This window comes from Streptomyces sp. CB02980, assembly GCF_014451325.2.
Lineage (GTDB): Bacteria > Actinomycetota > Actinomycetes > Streptomycetales > Streptomycetaceae > Streptomyces.
Genome location: NZ_JACSCH020000002.1, coordinates 681,095 through 700,542 on the forward strand (window position 1 = coordinate 681,095; position 19,448 = coordinate 700,542).

The 19,448-nt window shown below is 69.7% G+C and carries 20 protein-coding genes; 14 read left to right on the forward strand and 6 right to left on the reverse strand.

The window, feature by feature from the left end; genetic code table 11:
- Window positions 1-207: 207 nt before the first annotated feature.
- The 3 genes from E0F75_RS06455 to E0F75_RS06465 are packed head-to-tail and all read right to left on the reverse strand — an operon-like array spanning window position 208 to window position 2,738.
- Window positions 208-1,023: a WbqC family protein gene (locus E0F75_RS06455; RefSeq protein ID WP_308189553.1), complete on the reverse strand. Its 816-nt coding sequence runs from the start codon at window positions 1,021-1,023 to the stop codon at window positions 208-210.
- On the reverse strand, window positions 947-1,615 hold the full coding sequence (locus tag E0F75_RS06460) for a YdcF family protein (RefSeq protein WP_187621491.1): 669 nt from the start codon (window positions 1,613-1,615) through the stop codon (window positions 947-949). Before E0F75_RS06460 ends, E0F75_RS06455 begins: the two co-directional genes overlap by 77 nt.
- Window positions 1,616-1,631: 16 nt before the next feature.
- Window positions 1,632-2,738, reverse strand: a complete 1,107-nt coding sequence (locus E0F75_RS06465; protein ID WP_187621492.1) for a DNA-binding transcriptional regulator — start codon at window positions 2,736-2,738, stop codon at window positions 1,632-1,634.
- A gap of 153 nt (window positions 2,739-2,891) precedes the next feature.
- Here E0F75_RS06465 and E0F75_RS06470 point away from each other — a divergent pair, with 153 nt between their 5' ends.
- Entirely contained in the window at window positions 2,892-3,284 is a 393-nt protein-coding gene (locus E0F75_RS06470; RefSeq protein ID WP_229312537.1) for a hypothetical protein, read from the forward strand.
- Between the two features lie 89 nt (window positions 3,285-3,373).
- On the opposite strand, the gene E0F75_RS06475 is transcribed toward E0F75_RS06470, so the two are convergent.
- Window positions 3,374-3,859 (reverse strand): TrmO family methyltransferase, encoded by a 486-nt coding sequence (locus E0F75_RS06475; protein ID WP_187621494.1) that lies wholly within the window; start codon window positions 3,857-3,859, stop codon window positions 3,374-3,376.
- A gap of 75 nt (window positions 3,860-3,934) precedes the next feature.
- Complete coding sequence (locus tag E0F75_RS06480) at window positions 3,935-5,323, reverse strand: Tat pathway signal protein (protein WP_187621495.1); 1,389 nt, start codon at window positions 5,321-5,323, stop codon at window positions 3,935-3,937.
- A 343-nt stretch (window positions 5,324-5,666) separates the two neighbouring features.
- On the opposite strand from E0F75_RS06480, the gene E0F75_RS06485 reads away from it, so the two are divergent.
- The 5 genes from E0F75_RS06485 (at window position 5,667) to E0F75_RS06505 (ending at window position 11,425) form a co-directional block, all read left to right on the forward strand.
- Window positions 5,667-6,155 (forward strand): ATP-binding protein, encoded by a 489-nt coding sequence (locus tag E0F75_RS06485; protein WP_187621496.1) that lies wholly within the window; start codon window positions 5,667-5,669, stop codon window positions 6,153-6,155.
- A gap of 102 nt (window positions 6,156-6,257) precedes the next feature.
- Window positions 6,258-6,899 carry an HAD family hydrolase gene (locus tag E0F75_RS06490; RefSeq protein ID WP_229312538.1) on the forward strand — a complete coding sequence of 214 codons (642 nt, stop codon included), beginning with the start codon at window positions 6,258-6,260 and terminating at the stop codon, window positions 6,897-6,899.
- Window positions 6,896-8,746 (forward strand): hypothetical protein, encoded by a 1,851-nt coding sequence (locus E0F75_RS06495; protein WP_187621498.1) that lies wholly within the window; start codon window positions 6,896-6,898, stop codon window positions 8,744-8,746. The genes E0F75_RS06490 and E0F75_RS06495 overlap by 4 nt, the downstream gene beginning before the upstream one ends.
- Window positions 8,743-9,648: a thymidylate synthase gene (locus tag E0F75_RS06500; protein WP_229312539.1), complete on the forward strand. Its 906-nt coding sequence runs from the start codon at window positions 8,743-8,745 to the stop codon at window positions 9,646-9,648. Before E0F75_RS06495 ends, E0F75_RS06500 begins: the two co-directional genes overlap by 4 nt.
- 49 nt (window positions 9,649-9,697) lie before the next feature.
- Entirely contained in the window at window positions 9,698-11,425 is a 1,728-nt protein-coding gene (locus tag E0F75_RS06505) for a carbamoyltransferase C-terminal domain-containing protein (protein ID WP_187621499.1), read from the forward strand.
- A 449-nt stretch (window positions 11,426-11,874) separates the two neighbouring features.
- Here the strand turns inward: E0F75_RS06505 and E0F75_RS06510 are convergent, their stop codons facing one another.
- Entirely contained in the window at window positions 11,875-12,210 is a 336-nt protein-coding gene (locus tag E0F75_RS06510) for a hypothetical protein (RefSeq protein ID WP_187621500.1), read from the reverse strand.
- A 50-nt stretch (window positions 12,211-12,260) separates the two neighbouring features.
- On the opposite strand from E0F75_RS06510, the gene E0F75_RS06515 reads away from it, so the two are divergent.
- The 8 genes from E0F75_RS06515 (at window position 12,261) to E0F75_RS06555 (ending at window position 19,353) form a co-directional block, all read left to right on the forward strand.
- Window positions 12,261-12,887, forward strand: a complete 627-nt coding sequence (locus tag E0F75_RS06515; RefSeq protein ID WP_187621501.1) for a WhiB family transcriptional regulator — start codon at window positions 12,261-12,263, stop codon at window positions 12,885-12,887.
- Window positions 12,884-14,350 (forward strand): hypothetical protein, encoded by a 1,467-nt coding sequence (locus E0F75_RS06520; RefSeq protein WP_187621502.1) that lies wholly within the window; start codon window positions 12,884-12,886, stop codon window positions 14,348-14,350. The genes E0F75_RS06515 and E0F75_RS06520 overlap by 4 nt, the downstream gene beginning before the upstream one ends.
- Window positions 14,347-14,538 carry a hypothetical protein gene (locus E0F75_RS06525; protein WP_187621503.1) on the forward strand — a complete coding sequence of 64 codons (192 nt, stop codon included), beginning with the start codon at window positions 14,347-14,349 and terminating at the stop codon, window positions 14,536-14,538. The genes E0F75_RS06520 and E0F75_RS06525 overlap by 4 nt, the downstream gene beginning before the upstream one ends.
- Window positions 14,539-14,856: 318 nt before the next feature.
- Window positions 14,857-15,498 carry a plasmid mobilization relaxosome protein MobC gene (gene mobC / locus E0F75_RS40695; protein ID WP_267499331.1) on the forward strand — a complete coding sequence of 214 codons (642 nt, stop codon included), beginning with the start codon at window positions 14,857-14,859 and terminating at the stop codon, window positions 15,496-15,498.
- A gap of 15 nt (window positions 15,499-15,513) precedes the next feature.
- The gene (locus E0F75_RS06540; RefSeq protein ID WP_187621505.1) at window positions 15,514-17,238 is read left to right on the forward strand and encodes a relaxase/mobilization nuclease domain-containing protein; all 1,725 of its coding nucleotides are present in this window, start codon (window positions 15,514-15,516) and stop codon (window positions 17,236-17,238) included.
- Between the two features lie 212 nt (window positions 17,239-17,450).
- Window positions 17,451-17,777 (forward strand): hypothetical protein, encoded by a 327-nt coding sequence (locus tag E0F75_RS06545; protein WP_229312541.1) that lies wholly within the window; start codon window positions 17,451-17,453, stop codon window positions 17,775-17,777.
- Window positions 17,778-17,851: 74 nt separating this feature from the next.
- Window positions 17,852-18,538 (forward strand): hypothetical protein, encoded by a 687-nt coding sequence (locus tag E0F75_RS06550; RefSeq protein ID WP_187621507.1) that lies wholly within the window; start codon window positions 17,852-17,854, stop codon window positions 18,536-18,538.
- 152 nt (window positions 18,539-18,690) lie between these two features.
- Complete coding sequence (locus tag E0F75_RS06555; RefSeq protein ID WP_187621508.1) at window positions 18,691-19,353, forward strand: hypothetical protein; 663 nt, start codon at window positions 18,691-18,693, stop codon at window positions 19,351-19,353.
- Window positions 19,354-19,448 lie beyond the last annotated feature (95 nt).

Genomic DNA, 19,448 nt, shown 5'->3' on the forward strand with positions numbered 1-19,448 from the left:
GCCTGACTGCCTACTTGAGCCAGGGCTCGTGACTCCGAAACTCCTCCAGGAAGATCGGCGCGGCGAGCCCGCCGTGGCCGCCACGTTCATCAAGCCGAGCGGGAATGGGAACATGCTGCCGGAGATCGGTGTAGTACGCACTGGTCCCCAAGCCTGGTCCCCATACTCCCGCCGAGAGACGGACGCGGGCTGCGTCCGCTCGGCCCTCTACACGGAGCGAGTGGAGGGTCCGGGCCGGGATGCAACGGCATGCAGCTCCCCTGAGACGGTCCGAATGCCGTAGGCCATGAGAGGGCAGACGGCGCTCACCTCGCGGCCGCCCTGCCAGATTCCGGCCTCCGGCGTTCGAAAAGGGATGACGGACACGTCCTGAGCCGCGAACGGCGCCAACTCGAGGTAGCGCATGCCTCCGGTGCCGCATAGGTATCCGCGCGCACCAGTGGCTGCGGCCAGGTCGGCGAGGCGGTGCGACCGCTCAGTCCGAGCGGGGAGCCGGCTGCTGTGCAGGATTCGGCCCTTCCACCCCAGGAGGCGGAGCAGGATCCGAGTGGACTCTTCGGCTACATCGGCCGTCCGGCCGGCCCGCCTGAACTGGAGCAGTACGGACTCCAACTCGTGGCGGAAGAGCGGCCAGTCAGTGCAGTCCCCGTACTGCTGCGCGAGCAGGAGCATGACCCGCCGACGGGACCGCTCCGGGTCGGCCAGCACGGCTTCCCTCACCAGGGCCGACCGGCCGCGAGGGAGGTGAGTGGGGAGCGAGAGCCACTGACGCTGTGCGAGGTCGGACCTGCTGCCCAGGCGAGCGCGGTGCTGGTAGTCGCGGCGGGCGAACTGGACGTCGTCCAGGACGATCCAGTAGTCCGCCGCGAAGATTTTGGCGAGAGTGCTCAGCCGGGGGAAGAAGTTGGGCTGGTGAATCGCGCACAGCCCGCCCGGTGGGGGTTTCTCAAGCGCCGATGAGTCGGCTGGTGAAGCCGGCGTGGACGAGGGACTCGTACGCGGCATGTACGTCCTCCGGGACATGCTGCTCGATCGCGAAACCGAGCGTCGGGTACTCGATGATGCGCTGGAGGTCGCCGACGAGCATGTCGATGACGAGCTTCTCGTCGCCGATGCTCTTGAGGTAGTCGTCGAATTCCATGGGCTCCGAGGCGCAGGTCAGCTCGACCTCGGGCCAGAGCTTGCGGGCCGTGGCGTAGGAGCGGCGCTCCATGTACGGCTTGGAGACGAGGAGCACGGACTTCGGGTGGATGCCAGCGGAGGCGAGCATCGTTCGGGAGAAGTCGATGTTCTGGCCGGTGTTGCCGGCGTTCGGCTCCACCAGAATCGCGTTGTCCGGGACACCGAGCGTCAGGGCGTGCTCGCGGAAGTGGACGGCTTCTCCGCGGGGGAAGACCTTGGCGGTGGTGGGGCTGTTGCCGCCGGTGAACACCACGGTGGGGAAGAGGCCGGCGCGGTAGAGCTCAGCTGTGAAGGCGGCGACGCCGAGGTCGTGGCTCCCGAGGCCGATCGCGACGTCGACGGGGCGAACGTCGTGTCGCATCTGGTGGAAGTCCCAGACCAGTTTGGCGTTGTGGATCTGCTCTTCGTTGATGGCCGGCTGGTTGTCGGTCACGCGCTCGTCTCCCTGATCACCGTCGTGTGGGGCTGGATGCCCCGTCGGCCGTCCTCCGGATGTCCGTGATGCTACGTAGCTGGTGGGTGAGCCCGTACTGGGCCGCCCGCTTGGCGGCGTCATCGAGGACGTGTAACCCATCATCCAGGGTGGCCGGGTCCGATAGCAGGATGTGGCCGTACGCGGTGTCCAGACGTACCCGCTGCATGGGGGATTCCGTCACGCCCGTGCTGCGGGCGACGTCGATGAGCCGCAGCGCGGCGTCGAGGTTGCCTGCCCCACGGTGGGCGAGTGCGAGCTTCTGCTGGGCGACCGACCAATCCTCCTGCTCGGAGAGGTCTTCGAACTCGCGGATCGCCGTTTCCATCACGCGGGCCGCGTAGTCGTGGTGCCCGTCCTTGCTCAGCGCCGTTCCCACCCACAGACGGGCACGGGCCCGGTCGCGAGCTGCGAGGCGTTCGTCGCCGACGAGGTCCTCATACTGACGAGCCGCAGGCTCCAGATCGCCGGCCATCTCGGTGACGACCGCGAGCGAGAGGTCGAGCTGCGCCACCCGGCGTGGAATCTGCAGTTGTGTGTAGAGCGAGCGGGCACCGGCATACGAGCGCTGGGCCGAGAGCGGCCCGACGACGGCGCCTTGGTCCCGTTTCAGATCGCCCTGGAGAGCAGAAGCCCGGGCCAGGAGGTACAAGCCGCGTTCATCCAGGTCTGACGTGCTGTAGCGAGACGTCCACCGGTGAAGCAGGTCCGTGGCGAAAGTGAAGTTCTGGTGCGACAGAGCGACGACGGTGCGCTCGATGTCCTCGGACCACGACTCGTACTCCCATGCCCGCGGGCGGGGAATGGTGACTCGCGCGACGCTCGCGGCGGGGGCGCTTCCCTCGCCGAGTTTCGCGAGCTCCGTCTCGAATCGGACATGAGTCGTGGCATCCGCCTGGGCCAGCGCAGTGTCGAGGATGGCCTGGCTCTCCGTGTTGGGGCGCCGCGTAGCCCGGTGCTTCTCCCAGTTGCTGATCGTGTTGACCGCAACGCCCAGGTGCTCGGAGTAGGCGCGCACGCTCAACCGGAGGGCTTTGCGGAGGGCAAGCGCCTCCAGCCCGGTCCATTCGTGAACCGTCGCCACTTGCCTCTCCCTTCCGTTGCCATCGAAGCACGCGGGCCACGGCGGGAGGGGCAGTTGTGGGACAGAAGTGGGACAAGCGTGGATTCCCCGATCGCCGCGTCACGGCCAGGCTCGGAGTGTCACTTCAGCCGAGCCCGATGGAAGGTCATGATCATGGAACTCCTCACGGAGCAGCGGAACGTCACGGGGCCGCTCGTGTTCGGATTCCTCCGGCTCGTGGGAGTACCCGCCCGCCGACAGAAGGCACTGGCGACGACGATCAGCGACTACTGCCGTCGGCACGAACTGACGCTGGCCGCCGTGTACATGGAGCGTTGCCCTTCGACATCCTCGGCCTTCGTCGGGATGCTCGACGCACTCGTGGTCACGCGGCCGTACGGCATCGTGATCCCCGCGCCTTCCCATCTGGGGCCCAGGGACATAGCGGCTGACCGTCGGAGTCGACTCGCCGCCGCGGGAGCGCAGATCCTCCTCGTCCGGGGCGGTCAGTCCACGGCGACGAGCGGTTCCGCGCCAGCACCAGCCGCAGGGGGTGCCGCGTCGTGAACGCCTCCCAGAACGGGCTCGTGCCGGCACCGACCGCTATGAAGACCCGGCTGGCCAGAGCAGGCGTCCGGCCGGGCTCCGGTACCTCGTTAGCGTTCAGCGGCGTCCTGCCAGTAGTCCGTCAACATCTCGCCGGGCCACGAAGGCTGTGTGACGGGGCCGCGCGGGAGGAACTCCTTGAAGACCGCCACCAGGTCGATCACGAGCGTGCCCTCGTCCGCGTCCAGATCGGTGACGTGCAGGTCTCGTCCGTCCACGCGGAGCAGCCGCGGGAACGAGACGCCGAGCCTCGCTGGGCGCCGGTGATTGTGGTGCACGAAGGTGCCTGTCGCCGGCCACGCCGGGTTGTCGCGTGGGCTGCGAGCATGCAGCGCGACGTCCTCGGGCGAGCCCAGGTTGAAGAACCAGGTGACCTGGAGATGCGAGAACTCCTCGATCCCCTGCAGCGTCTCCACCGGGAACTCTGGACGGAGTCGGATGATCGACTCCACTCCCCCCTTGAAGTCGTCGAGTTTCCCGGTGTGACCTCCGACCACGTCGGCGATCACCGGAACCTCGATGGACCCTGTGGACACGGACTCCCTCTTCTCGGCTCGCAGCAGGGCGATTCGGGCACTCGTACGATGCCTCGGTTCGCCGCGATGACGCCGTCAGGCTACTCGTTCGAGTACGGCCTTGGCGCGCTCGTCGATCTCCGTCACGGCACTGATTCCGCGGTGACGGAAGGGGGAGAGCACCCGGCGCATGTTCACAGCGGCATCGCGGGCCCGACCCGACTGAACCCCTTCCATGGCGTCCAGGGCCTGTGCCCACGTGGTGCAGGCGGCTTCGACATTGCCCTTTCGGGCCTGCACCGTTCCCATGTAGCCCAGCGTCACGGCGTGGGTTCGGCTGAAGGTGTCCGCCTTCCTGGTCAGGACGCTGTTGTCGAACTCCCTGAGCGCCCCTTCGAGGTCGCCCAGCGTCCACAGAGTGCGGGCGGTCTCGTGGGCCAAGGAAGCTCGCTGGAAGAACCAGACCCGATGCGGGTCTCCGTCACCGGGTGCCGCAGCAGCGAGGTCGTCCTCAGCCCGGAGGAGCGCGGCGATCGCTTCTTGCCTCTGCCCGTTCGCGGCCAGGCTTCGGGCCTGCACCACGCAGAGCAGAGCCCGCTCGCGGGGCGTTGCCAGGGTGTACCGCTTGCGTTCCACGGAAGCGGTGGCGAGGTCCACGGCCGCTCGCGGGTGTCCGAGGTCCGTCGCCTGGTGCGCCATCGCTCTCAGGATGTGTCCCGCCAGCGGGGCGTCGTCAGCTTCGGCCGCCAGCTTGAGCGCCAGGCTGAAGTAGCGTCGTGCGGCCTCGTGGTGGGAGGCGTCGAAGCTCATCCAGCCGGCGACGTACACCGCCTCGGAGGCGGCGGCGAGGAGGTCGCGACGCGTCTCCTCGCTGGTGAAGGCCCCGCCGACGTACCTCGCAACGTCGTCCACGAGGTACTGGTGAAGAGCCGTACGGCCGTCCATCCCTCCGTGTCGCTGGTCCCGCCGGGAGAAGAACTCCGTCATCTCATGGACGTTGCCGACCTCGGCGAGCCCGACTCTGCGACCCGTGGCGCTGTGGCGAGACCTGGCCCGCTGAGGGGCCTCGTCCCACCATTGCTGCCCGGGCAGGGCCAGCCCGCCTACGGAGTAGGCAGCGCCTGCGAGCAGTTGGCGGCGTTCCAGGTCCACGTCGCTCCTCCCAAGGTCCACCAGCGAGCTCAGCGTATCCACGTGCCATTCGGATGCCTGTGCCGTGCTCTCGCCGGGCGTCGAAAGTCCGATCTCGGCTGGCGTGACGGGGCGTTGAAGTCGCCGGGACAGCGTCTCGCACAAGATAGCGGGCGCTCTGCCCGAAGGGTGCGTCCCTGCCACCCACATGGCGATGTGCGAACGGCTCGTTCCGAGGAGTTCCCGCGCTCCGACCTCGGCCGCCACCCTCACGAAGGCGGCCGCGACCTTGGGCTGCGACCAGCCCGTTTCCGCGATCGCGTCGGCCAGCTTCACGTTCCGCTCGCGCGCCATCGTCTACCTCGGTTCACCAAAACGATCTTTGACGGGTTTGACGGCCTCCGACACCGTCCGGAGATACCGCCTCCACGGGATTCACGGTTCGCTCGTGGTCAACGAAACCACCAACTGCCGCTGCCCGAGAGGAAACCGGTGATTCCCAGCCACTCGACGCGTGTCGATGCCAGGACCGCTCCGGGCAGCCTCGGTTCCCGCTGCTTCGCATCCGAGGAAACGAGCGCCGGCCACCTTCCTGCGGCTGCCGTGCTCGTCGAGAACTTCCGCCATTTCGACACCTCCGACACCACCGCCGGTCGAGTCCTTCGCGGACTTCAGCACGAGCTGTGAGAAGGCGAGCATGGAGCCCATCGAGAGCCTCGGAAGCGTCATCAACGCCCCCGAGCATCAGCAGAGTTTGACCCTGCTCGCCAATGACCGGGCACCGGGCAGGGCCCGATCGTTCACCCGCCAGACGCTGACGGCGTGGGGTGTCGAGGACCTCATGGACGACGCCGTGCTGATCGTCAGCGAACTCACCACCAACGCCGAGCGCCACGGTCGAGCTCCGGCAGAGAACGCCAAGGTTCGGCCGGGCGTGGAGGGTGAGCGGGCCGATGAGATCACGCTGACTCTTGCCGTCCAGGCCGGCGTCGTGGGGATCGAGGTGGAGGACAACTCCCCGGAGTCCCCGGTCCCGAGGCTTGCCTCCCTCTACGCGACCAGTGGCCGCGGCCTGTGCCTGGTTGCCGCGACGGCCGCCGCCTGGACCGCCTGTCCCAAGGACGACGGCAGCGGTAAGCGGGTGATCGCCTTCGTGCGGCGCCACGAGGCCACCGTCTCTCACTGACCCACTCCCCTGGAGATCTTCGTCATGCCATCACGGCCTACGCCCCCGACCTCACGCCACGCCAGCAGGAGGTGGTCGAACCCCGGCTCCGAAGCACCGCGCGTGCTGCTGCTCGACCTGGACGGTGGGCTCGTCGACACGCGCCCCGTCATGGAGAGCGCCTGGCGCAGTGTCCAGGAAGCTCACGGCCTCGACGTGCCCCTCGAGGCGTACGAGCGCCACCTGGGCCGGCCCTTCGGCGACATCATGGAGCAGCTCGGACTCGCGGACGCCGAGCTGATTCACCGGACGTACGCAGAGGCTTCCACGGCCGCCTCTCACCTCGCCCGGCAGTTCGAGGGCGTCGCGGAGGTTCTCCACTCCTTCGCCACCGCGGGCTGGCTGCTCGGGATCGTCACGTCCAAGCCCTTGGACCGCGCGGCCCCGCTCTTGGCCCAGCTCGGCGTCCCGTTCGCCACCGTGCGGACGCCGAATGGGGTCGGCCGCGGCAAGCCGGCGCCGGATCCGATCCTGCTCGCTCTGATCGACCTCGGCGCCGACCCGGCTGACGCGATGTACGTGGGCGACATGGCGGTCGACCAGGAAGCTGCCCACCGCGCCGGTGTCGCGTTCGTGCACGCGGGCTGGGGCTACGGCCGTCCGAGCACCCCCACCCCCGAGGTCGCCGACTCCCCGGAGGACCTTCGGCGGTTCCTCGCAACCGCCGGCAACAGGGCCCCGTTCCTCGAAGGGAGCCTGCTGTGAAGACTCCTGGAGGGAGCGCTCTCGGCATCGTCCACACCGAGTTCCGTGGCCGGCCGCTCTGGGCGCTGGTCGGCGAGGGTGCCCTCGAAAGCATGCGGGCCGATGGGATCACCACGGGTGATCTGGAGGCCCTGCCGCTCGACGCGCACCGCGTGGAGACACTGGTCGACCACGTGATGACGGAGCTTGAGGCGTACGGCGCCGACCTCGCGAGTACACCAGGCGGTGCTGGATGGTTGTACGCGCAGCACGTGCCGACGCGGCGCCTGGTGACACAGCTCGTACGCAAGCTGCTGGCTCTCAGCACCTGGGAGCCCTTCGCGAAGGCACCGGGACCGCTGGGGCTGGCGCCGTACGAGGGCTTCGTCGGATTACGGTCGAACAGCTCCCGGGAGTACCGGTCCTACACCGTCACATGGTCCGGCGTCGCCTACGTACTGGGAGCCGCAGCGCCGTACAACCCGCTGCGTTCCGCGCAGTTACGCGGCCTTCCTCCTGTCTCGTTGGCCACTGCGGCGCCGAGTCCACCTCCTTCGGAACTTCCGCAGACCGACGTCGTCGCGTTGTCGTGGTCCTCCCGTCACGCCGGCACCCTGCTCCCCGTCCTCGACGAGCTGGCACACGCCGGCCGGACGAGTCTCGTGATCGACCTGGCCACCGATCCGGCGGACCGATGCCCGGTCCCCGAAGCCGAGGGCGTGAGCCTCTGCTCGCCCCCGGCCGCACTCCTCAACGTCTCCGGCAACGTGGACCAGCTCCGCCTGCCGGACGAAGATCACGTCGTCCGGGTGGAGGAGCACAGCGTTCACCTGGCGCGACTAGTGCGGCTCGTGTCGGTAGTCCTGGAGACGAGCGGGGGATGCACCCAGCCGTCATGGCGGTCGGTCATCCGAACGGAAACGTGGTTGGACGGGGTCCTCTCCACGGTCCAGCCGCACACGATGCTGGTCAGCAACGACACCAGCCCCCTGGGCGCACTCGCCGTGCACACCGCAGGCCGCCACGGCATCAACACAGTCCACGTCCAGCACGGCGCGTGGACAGCGGAGTCGGTCGCGTGGCCGGCACTGCACAGCCGCGACATCGTCGTCATGGGCCAGCGGGATGTCCCCCTCGCGAAAGCCTGGGCACGCCATCCGCATGCCGAGGTCCACGTCCTCGGACAGCCCCGCTTCGACGCGCTCGCCGGACTCGACCGCGAGGCGCACCGGCGCTACCTGGAGCACCTGCTGGCCTCTGGCACACGCAAGAGCCCCACTCACATCGCGGTGTGGGCCTGCCAGCCCTTCGGCCCCGCTCGGCTCGCGGCCCAGGCCGACCTTCTCCTGGACGGGCTGTGGAGGGCCGATGGCGATTGGGGGCTCGTCATCGCCCCGCATCCCGCGCAGAGCGTCGACGTCTTCGCCTCGCTCCTCCGGCGGGACGGCAAGCCTCTCGTGGCCTTGGCCGATCCGAGGGTCGGCGCACGGAGCCTTCTCGCCGCCGCCGACGCCTTGGCGAGCGCCTATTCGACGTGCGGCATCGAGGCCGCCCTGCTCGACGTGCCGGTCCTCGAAATCGGCTCGCCCGGCGAACGCACGCTCGGACTCGCGGAGCACGGTCTCGCGAGGCGCTGCAGCAGCTCCGCCGACGTCGCCGAGGCACTTTCCGAAATCCCTGATCCTCACCATCCGGCCGCTCAGACGGCGAAGGACGGTGTGTGCCGGTGGCGCGGCGACAGCGCCGCTCAGGTCGCACGGCTCGTCCTGCGCCGCGCCGGCCACGCCATGCGCCACACCCCTGTCCGCGACGAGGCCCACGGCACCCATTCCGGTCTGCCGCAGAGCGAAGGAGTTCATGCCCGATGACACACCTGACCGCCGACAGCATCGCCGAGCTCTTCGTCGGTGCCGTCGCCCTGGCCAAGTCCGGCGATCAAATCAGCCCCCGGGGCATGGCGACCCGCGAGGTGCTCGACGTCCACATGCGCCTGACGCAGCCGCGGGCCCGCCTGTTGTACGCGCCGCCGGCGCGCGTCATCAACCCCGCGTTCGCGGTGGCGGAGACCGTGTGGCACCTCTCCGGTTCGGATGCCCCGTGGATCTTCGACTACAACTCGCGCCTGCGGCAGTACGCCGACGACGGTGTCCTGCGCGGCGCGTACGGGCCGCGGATGCGGAGATGGGCGGGCACGGTCGACCAGCTGCGCCGCGTCGTCGAGATCCTCAAGGAGGACCCCGACTCCCGCCGGGCCCTGATCCAGCTCTACGACCCGGCCCAGGACGCCGCCGGCCACAAGGACGTGCCCTGCACTCTCGGCTTCCGCTTCTACCTGCGCGCCGGCCGCCTGCACATGTCGACCACGATGCGGGGTCAGGACGTGTGGATCGGCATGCCGTACGACCTGTTCTTCTACACCACGCTGCACGAGCTGGTCGCCGGCTGGCTCGGCGCCGAGCTGGGCGAGTTCCACCACCACGTCGGCTCCCTGCATATCTACGAGAACCACCTCGACCAGGCCGACGGACTGGCCTCGGTCACCGCGAGCGCGATGATGCCGGACCTCACCACGCCGTGGGACGGCTTCGACGGCCTCCTCGACCAGGTCCGGGCCCGGGACGTGACCGGCCACCCGGGCTGGGACACGATGGCCGAGCGCTGCGCAGCTATCGGCTCTGGAAGGACAGCCGCCGTGACGACGCGGGACGGCTGGCCAACAAGATCGAGGGACCTCTCGGTCAGGCGCTCGCCGCTTGGTACGGCGAGCTGAGCCGCCGGACCGGGACTTCCCCGGCGCGTGAGAAGGCAGGGACGAGGTGATGGCCGCCGTCACCCGTGTGCCCTCAGTGATCCTCGGGCTGTGCTCGTACACGCACGACTCCTCCGCCGCTCTGCTGGTGGACGGGAAGCTGATCGGCTTCGTCGAGGAGGAGCGGCTCTCCCAGCAGAAGCACACCAAGGAGTACCCGCGCCACGCCGTCGAGTGGCTGCTGAGCGAGGCCGGGCTCTCCGCCGCCGACGTGGACGCCATCGCGTACAACTTCCAGCCCGCCCGCTACCTCGTCGAGTCCCCGGCAGCGCTGCGCCTGGCACTGTCCGCAACGACGCGCGACCGCGCGCTTCCGCGGGCTCGCGGCTTCGCCAAGGTGGCCATGCGCACCCAGCTGCGCACGCGCACCCTCGGACGGCGGTTCCCCGCCGCCCGCGTCTCGCCCGTCCTGCATCACCAAGCCCACCAGCTGGCGGCCTTCGCTGCGTCTGGGTGGGATGAGTCCGCTGTCCTCGTCGTGGACAGCCTCGGCGAGCGGCAGACCACGACCATCGCGCGCGGGCTCGACGCGCTCCGCCCTTCCACTCGCACTGTAGAAGCGATCAACGATCCCGCCTCACTGGGGTACGTGTACGGCGCGGTCACCGAGCATCTGGGGTGGCGCCGCGGTGACGAGGAGGGCACCGTCATGGCGCTCGCTGCCCTCGGCGATCCCGAGCGATTCCGGCACCTCTTCGCGTCGGCCGTCCGCACCACGCCGACCGGCTTCCTCCTGGACCCGGCCTACTTCCCCGCGCGAGTGCTGACGTCCGACTACCCGAGGACGTCCCGTCGTTTCGTCGACGAGACCTGCCCCGAACGTCACCCGAGCGAGCCGCTCCTGGACGTCCACCGGGACCTGGCTGCGGCCCTCCAGGAGCGCACCGAGCAGGTGATGGTGCACATGGCCCGCCGGGCGCGGATGATCACCGGATCGCGCCGTCTGTGCGTTGGTGGCGGAGTGGCCACGAACTGCGTGAGCATCGGCCGGATCATCGAAGCCGGTGTCTTCGACGAGGTCTTCGTCCCGCCGGCCCCCGGCGACGCCGGGACCGCGATCGGGGCCGCCATCGCCGTGCACACCGACAGCCGGAGCCGACGGCCGGTGTCCGGTGTCGCCCGGGCCTGCTACCTCGGCCCGTCGTACCAGTACCAGGCCCTCGACCTCACGCCCTGGCCCGGGCTTCAGCAGAAGACGCTGGGTGTCGAGACCGCCGAGTTCCTCGCCGACCAGCTCGCCCACGGCACGATCGTCGGACTCTTCCAGGGCCGAGTGGAGGCCGGGCCCCGAGCACTGGGAAACCGCTCGATCCTCGCTTCTCCGCTGGAGCCCGGGGTCGTTGAGCGGCTCAACGCGACCGTCAAGTTCCGGGAGCCGTTCCGCCCCTTCGCCCCCATGGTCCTGGCCGAGCGCGCCGCCGAGTTCTTCACCCTGGGCCAGGAGGCGCCGTACATGTCGATGGCGTCCGGCGTGACCGACAAGGCGCGCGAACGCGTGCCAGCCATCGTCCACGCCAACGGCACCTCACGCCTCCAGACCGTCACCCGGTCTCAGAACCCGTTCATGCACGACGTGCTGAGCGCCTTCGCCCGCCGCACCGGGGTGCCCTTGCTGATCAACACCTCGCTCAACGTCAAGGGCAAGCCGATCTGCGGGACGCCGGCCATGGCCCTGGACTGCCTGGCCAACTCCGGGCTGGACGCCCTCCTGCTCGAAGGGTGGTGGATCACCAAGTGAAGATCGGATACAGCTTCTGGGGCTTCCTCGGCAACGGGATCACCGACACACCGGACGGGGGCCGCAGCCACCGCCGCCCTCTGATCGACGCCCTCCTCGACCGCGGGCACGAGATCGTCTTCCTGCAGGCCAACCGCGACCTGCTCGAAGCCGGCGACGACCTCGGCGGCGCCTACGCCTTCGACAGCGCCCGGCCGGACATCGACGTCCTGTTCCTGGAGTGGCGCTGGGCCGTCGACGGCCGCAACACCACCGCGTGCGACGCCGAGGACCACACCTGCGACCTGCATCGCCAGGCCGAGCTCATCATGCGGTACACCGTGCGTCGCGGGACTCCGACCGTGATCTGGGACAAGGACCGCAAGCTCCGACCCGAAAGCATGTGGCGCCATTCCCCGCGTACCGCGGTATGCGAGGCGGCCCTCGAACCGACGCCAGGCGCACACCGTCTACTCTTCCCGGTCGAGGACCGCCTCCTTGAGCAGGCGGATCCGGCCGCACTGGCCGCGAAGCGCCAGGACATCGTGCTCGGGTACGTGGGCAACCAGTACGACCGGGACCAGCACTTTGACCGCTTCTTCTCCCCCGCCGCCGCGCGCTTTGATCACCTGGTCGCCGGCAAATGGTCGAGGACGAGCCGCTGGCCGCACATCCGCTTCCTCGGCAGGATCCCCTTCGAGGCAGCCCACGGCGTCTACGGCAGATCCTTGACCACGGTGCTCATGCTGCCCGAGCGATACGCCGCGGTCGGGCAGATGACGCAGCGCATCTTCGAGGCGGGCCACCCTCGGCCCCGCCTCCCGCCGGCCGGCGCGAGTGACCTCGGAGACTCACCTTGCGCACCATCACCTCCCACGAAGCACCCACGACCCCCTTGCGCGGGATCGCCGACACCAGCTGGCACACGCGCGGCGTGTGTCACGGCATGGACCCCGACGACGCCGACGCCACCTTCTTCCCGCTGCCCCGGGACCGCGAGGCCATCGACGAGGCCAAGACCCTGTGCGCCCAGTGCCCAGTGGTGCGCGACTGCTTCAACTACGCCCTCGAGAACAGCCTCAAGGAAGGCATCTGGGGCGGCCTGACCGAGTCGGAGCGCCGCCCCTGGCACGACGGCCTGCATCAGCGGATCGACTACAGCCGCGTGATCGCCGTCTTCAACGGCCGCGACGTTCACCTCACTGCCGCCGAGCGCCACGTCGTCGTCAATCACGCCTACGCCCGAGGCTGGCGCGCAGACCGCCTTGCCGTGGCCCTGCAGGTCAGCCACCAGCATGCCCGCGACCTACTGACTCAGGCCGCCAACGCCGTTGCCGACCGCGACCGCTACCACGGAGTGCCGAAGTCGCGGAAGAAGCGAACGACGCGCAAGCCCGAGAGCAGCTCACCCGCGACCGTCAAGCCGGTGTCCCGCCCGGCCCGCACCGCCTCCCTGACCACCTCGCTCGGAAAGGCCGCATGAGCCCCAACCTGTCCTTCGGCGCCATCCCCGACCTGCCCCTTCTCCTCGCGATCGGCGTTCCCGGTGCCGCTGCCCTCGCTCTGGCAGGCTGGAGGATGCGGCGCCGGGGCTCCATGCGCCGGATCCGACGGGCCGGCAGTCCATCGGTGAAGGTCGCGGCCGTAGCGGCCCTCGGCTGCACCGCCTACAGCGCGGATACGAGCTGGCGGTTCGCCGCCGACTACCTCGACATGGCCGGCACCGCCGAACGCGCTGGCATGTTCGCCGCCGCCGAACTCGCTCTGTTCGCAACTGCCCTGATGGCCCGGCAGAATCTAGCTGCCCAGGGAGCGCCCGGTCTTCCGGGCACCCTGGTCTGGGTCATCACCGGGGTCCAGGTGATTCCCGCGTACGCCGAGAGCGGGCCCGTGGGCGGCACCGTCCGGGCCTTCGTCGGCCCGATCATGGCCGCGATGCTCTGGCACCTCGCCATGGGCATCGAACTGCGCCTGCGCACGCCCGGCGCCGCTTCCCACAGTCTCGTCGCCAGCCTGGGACGAGAGGTGCGCGAGCGGCTGCTGTCTCGCCTCGGCATCGCGGCGCGAGACCGCGACGCTGCGCAGATCACCCGTGACCGAGCCACGGCCCGCGCGGTCACCCTCGCCGCCCGCCTCGCCGAGCTCACCCCCCAGCGGCAGCAGGGCTGGCACGGTCGGCGACTCGCACGGCGTCTGTCGAAGGCGATCGGCCGATCCGCAGTCGGCACCGATCCAGCACAGCGGGCCGAACTCCTCGATCAGCTCGCCGCGCGCCGGCACGCACTCACCCTCGCTACGGTCCCCCTCCCCTCCCCCTGGTCCCCGCCACACCACGGCCAGGTCGCCGGCGTCGAACGGATCGGGGACCGGGAACTGACCGACGCCGAAGCGGGGACCGACACCCGTGGGTACTCGGGACCGACGGGGACCGACAACCACCGGGACCGGGGACCGACGGGCGCCGAGCCGGGGACCAACAACCTCCGGGACCGGGGACCGTCCGACGCCGAGCCGGGGACCGACACCCACGGAGACCGGGGACCGAGCCTTGCCGAGCCGGGGACCGGCGCCCCCGCAGACCAGGGACCGACCGACCCCGAGTCGGGGACCGGCCCCGGGGACCGGGGACACAAGGTCCCCCGTCGGCGAAAGCCGACCACCAGGGCCAAGCCCACAGGCAGCAGCGTTGGCCGGGCACGCAGCCGCCCGGCCCAGCGCCCCTCACGCGAGCTGGAGGCGGCTGTCGAACAGCTCGTGAAGCAGGTTCAGCCTCACGTCCCCGCTCTGCTGGCACGGGACGGCAACGAAACCCTCACCCGAGTCCAGCTGCGCGAGATCCTCCGCCGCGAGGGCCTCCAGGGCGGCCGGAACGAACGACTCAGCCTCGTCCTCCAGCAACTGCGGAGCGAGGAGAGCAGCGCCACGACAAGGAGCACCACCCGATGAAGACCTGCCACCGCTTCGACGTCATCCGCAAGGGGTACGAGCGGGAGATCGGCTTCCTGAACGCCCACTCCCAGCGGTATGCCGGCAGGCCGTCTGCCAGGTCCAGTGCGCATCACGCGCTCTCGGCGAAAACCCGCATGGCCAGAGCCCTGAGCGGCCACGTCGAGCGTTGCCTCGAATGCGGTTGACCCAGCGAAACCGCAGCTCGCAGCCCCATCCCGATCCGGTGGCCCGGCGCCGCGCCGGGCCACCGCCCCACTTCAGGAGGCACCCATCGACGCACCCCACAGCCGCTCTTCCGCTGCGACGACGGCCGAGGCAAGCGCCTGGGCGGACGTGCTCATCCGCCGGCAACTCCTGCACGCCGCAGTCCAGGGCCCGACCGGCCAGTGGCTCGTCCAGCACGAGCCCGACGGTCCCGTCCTTGTCCTCGCGGGACCCGCCGACGTAGTCGAGCTGGCCGCCGCGATTCAGCACCGTATCCGCTCCACGAGGCACCGAATCCGATGACGCACCCGTACGAGAACGACAACACCGCAGATCCCGGTCCGATCCACAACTCGGTCTCGGGGCGAGCAAGTTATCCCCTTGGATACTCCGCCTTGAGCGGAGTATCCAAGGGTTCCCCCACCCCTCCGGGGCAGGGGAACGTCCGGCGCCGGGGGTCGCCTGACGAAGAGGCCGCGACCGAGGGCGGATCACGGCCAGGAGGACAGGTACGGGGCGCAGAGCATGCCGAGCCCGATCTCGTCCCGCCGACGAAACCCCGTACCCGTCGCCGCAAATACCAGCGCCGCCAGCGTCCCCACGTACGCAACACGCGATTCAGCGACGACGAGCTCGCCCGTGTGACCGCCGGCGCTGCCGCCGCCGGTCTGACCGTCGCCGGCTTCCTCGCCCGCGCCGCCCTCAGCGCCGCTCGCGACCTCGACCGAACCGCCAGCGCGGTCGCCGGAGAGCGAGAGGTCATCGCCGAGTTCTTCGCCGCCCGCCGCCATCTCGGCCACGTGGGCAACAACCTCAACCAGCTCACCCGCGCAATCAACGCCGGAGTGCACCCGCCGTCGCTCGACGCGGTCCTCATTGCCACCGAACGGGCCGTCCAGCGCATCCAGCACGCCACCGACCGGCTCCTCGCCCAGAACTAGGAACACACGCCAGGCATGATCCCCAGGATCCAGAAGCGCGGGCAGCGCACCCTCGGCCTCCTGTACTACCTGTACGGGCCGGGCAAGTACGAGGAGCACACCGACCCGCACCTGGTCGCGTCCTGGGACGGCAACGCCCCCGGCCCTGGGCGCCACGGCACCGCCACCCTCAAGCAACTCCAGCGGCTCCTGGACCAGCCTCTGGAGAACATCGATGCCTCCGAGCGACCGACGAAGCACGTGTGGCACCTGTCCGTCCGCAATGCGGCCGAGGACCGACTCCTCTCGGACGAGGAGTGGGGCGCCATCGCCCGCCGCATGGTCGCCGCCGCCGGAATCGACGACCCCGAACAGGGCGAGGCGGGATGCCGTTGGGCAGCGGTACGGCACGCCGACGACCACATCCACATCATCGCCACCCTCGTCCGGGAGGACGGCCACAAGCCCGACCTCAACAACGACGCGTCCCGCGTCCAGGCTGCCGCCCGAGCCGTGGAGGTAGAGCTGGGGCTGCGCCGCCTAAACAAGGGCGACGGCACCGCCGCGCAGCGGCCCACCAGCGCCGAACGCCACAAGGCGGAGCGTCAGGGGCGCGAGCGCACCGCGCGGGAGGAACTGCGCGAGACCGTGCGCCGAGCTGTCGCCGGCGCGACGAGCGAGGCCGAGTTCTTCGACCGGCTGGCCTCTGCCGGCCTGCTGATTCGCAAGCGAATGGCCCCGTCCGGGGATCTGCTCGGATACAAGGTCGCGCTCCCTGATGACCGTAACGCCGCAGGTGAGCCAGTGTTTTTCCCCGGTGCGCGGCTCGCACCGGACCTGTCTCTGCCCCGCGTCCGTGAGCGCTGGTCCGCCGGGCCTTTCGACCGCGAGCCCGCGAGCGCGGGGTCGCCAGCACATCCGGTGGCGAGCGGTCCGGCGTCGGCCCGCCGGCAAACAGCCTCGGCCGCCTGGCAGGCAGTGCTGATCGTTGAGAACGGAGACGACAGGGTCGTCGCCGCCCACATCGCGGCGGCCGGCGAAGTACTCGATGCGCTCGCCGAGACCTCCGCCGCACACACCCGCAGCGAACTGCGTGAAGCAGCCTTCGTGTTCGAGCGCGCCTCCCGCTCGCACGTCCGGGCCGAACGCGGGCACGACCTCGCCCTGCGGCAGGCCGCCCGCGAGCTCGTCCATAGCGGCCCTGCCCTCGGTCGCGGGGAAGACGGTGCGACCACGGCGATGGCCATCGACATGCTGTTCTTCCTGATCACCGCCGCCGCTCACTGGCACGCGAGGAAGAACCACGCCCAACAGGCCGCCGCCGCACATCAGGCCGCCGTGCACCTGCGAGCCGCGTACGAGGCCGCTGCCACCCAGCCCCTCGGCGCGCTCTACCAACGCGGTCGGCATCTCGCCCGTACCGTGCAACAGCGGCAGACGGCGTTGCTGCGCGAGGCGCTGCCACAACTGGCCGAGCAGATCCTCGCCGAGCCCGGCTGGTACGCGCTCGCGGCCACGCTCAGCGACGCCGAGGCCGCGGGCCACGACCCGGCCTCCTTGCTCGCCGAGGCCGCCGGGCGGCGGGAGCTGACGAGCGCGGATTCGGTCAGCGACGTGCTCGTGTGGCGGCTTCGCCGCTCCGCGGACCTGCCCGCCGACACCACCGACCAGGTGCCCGCCGGTCACGCCGAGGGGACGTTGACGCACCGTACGAAGGGATCGGAGCGCGGCCCGTCGGGAGCTCCGCGCCGCAAGAAATGACTATCGGCTCTGTGAATAGAACCTGGTCAGGGGCTTGTGGCACGGTCATGATGTATTGCACGACGAGACGAGGGAGGACCACGGGTGTTTCACCGGATACGCCGGCGCCGCACGGACCACAAGATCACCGCGCTACAGCGCAGGCGGGAATCGCGGCGTGGCTGGCCGTCCAAGTGCCGCCCGTCGACCCCTGCCAGCCGACTGCAGTCGACGTGGGGCTGGCCACCGGCCCGACGGCCACGGTGGACGACTTCCTACCGGCGGATCTCCGGGTGCCCAGCAACGATCAGCTCGAGGGTCGCATGATGCCCTGGCCTCAACCCCTCGTCATCGAGGATGAGATCGTCGCCTGCGCAGGGTGCGGGGAGTATCGGGACTGGCTCATCCTCTCCACTCGCGACGAGATCTGGCTGCGCTGCCGTGCCGGCCACCAGCAAGTCGAGCCTCGCCTCGACACCGCCTGGTACAACCGCGCCGCCGGACCTGCGGACGCGACGCACGCCACGTTCGAGGGCTGCCTGCGGCACCTCGGCCACTGACCCTTCTCCCTGCGACCCCACCGGGCCCGCTGGCCCGCACTGTCCGACCTGTCACCGACAACACAGGGGTCCCCATGCGCGTTCGCGTCGTCTCCATCCTCAGCCTCACGGCCGTCACTGCCCTCTCCGTACCCGCCTGCTCCACCGCCTCCCACAACCCCACGGCGTCTCCCTCCGCACCCGTCGCTCCCACCAGCGCGCGGGCCGGCGGCGAGGCACCTCTGCCGTCGGCAGCGCTGGAGCCGCTCCTGCTCGACGAAGACGACCTCGGCAGCGACTACACCCGCAAGAACGAACGGCCCACCCGATACGACGACGTCACTGTCCTGGGCTGCCCGGCCCTCGACGAACTCGGCGGCATGGCCGCCACCGGCGGCTCGCTCGCCCTCGCCCACAAGGCGAAGGCGTCCTTCACCTACGCCGGCGGCGGCTCGGAAGTGTCCGAGGAGCTGTACAGCGACTCTGCCGACAAGCTGTCAGACAGCATCGGCCGGATCTTCGAGGCCATGACCGGCTGCCCCGAGTACCAGGTGCTCACCGGCAGCACCGCCATCGACATCACGACGCGAAAAGCAGCAGCTCCCCAGCTCGGCGACGAGCAGTGGAGCCAGCTCCTGACCTTCTCCGTCGGCGGACGCAGCACGGTCGTCAAGCAGACCGCGGTCCGCACCGGGGCCGTGCTGCTGATCGTCTCCGGCTCGCCAGCCCTCGTCGACCGGCACCTCGGGAAGGCGCACTCCAAGATGAGCGCACCGCGCTGACTTCTGTCTTTCGTTCATCAGTGCCCCGCCAAGACATGCTGCGGGTACTGATGAGCCCGCTATTGGACAGTGTCCTGACTCAAGGGGCGGGCGCGTGACTGGGATTGAGTATGGTCACAGCCCCGACTCGTCTGCTGTGAGGTCTGCTCTGCATGGATGCCACTGACGGTTACCCCAGTTACCCAGTCACCGTCCGGATGAACGGAACAGTCCTCTCAGGCCACACTACCGTTCCAATACCCGAGGACCGCTGCTGCTTCGCCTCGTATCTTGGCTTCTCATCGGAGGAGTCCGTGGAGAGTACGGCGATACACGAGGCGGGGCATGCGGTCGCCGGGTTCCTTGTGGGAGTGCCGGCTGTGCCCGTCGAGGTCGTCGTCGACCCCCCGTGTCCCGAGTGCGGTGCCTTCCGTGCACACGGCCGCAACGCGAGCGTTCCCCTGAACATAGCGTCAGCCTCGGACACGCTGATGGTTCTGGCTGCCGGGGTACAAGCAGAACTCCTCTGGAACACGTCGAAGGGAGAACTGACTCCAGAGAGACGTTGGGCAATCGAAGTAGGCGGGTTCGGCGACCAGGAGCTTGCCCAGCAGGTGGCCGAGGCCACCGCGACCGTGCCAGGCAGCGGATGGAGTGCACTCGACTACGGACCGCCCGGCCCAGGGTTGCCGCCGTGGAACTGGGCGTACCAACAGCAGCGGGCACTGGTCGCGCTGACCGTTGCCTGGCCCCGCGTCTCGGCGATAGCCGAGCACCTGACACGCGAGAACCTGATGACGGCGGAGGCCGTCACCGACCTGTTGACCTCGCAATGACTCCCCCACGGGCTCGGACGGCGCGAGGCCCGGCGCACCACGAAGCCCGGCATCTGAATCAGGGGCCGGGCTTCGTGGAACGCGTGCGGGTAGCT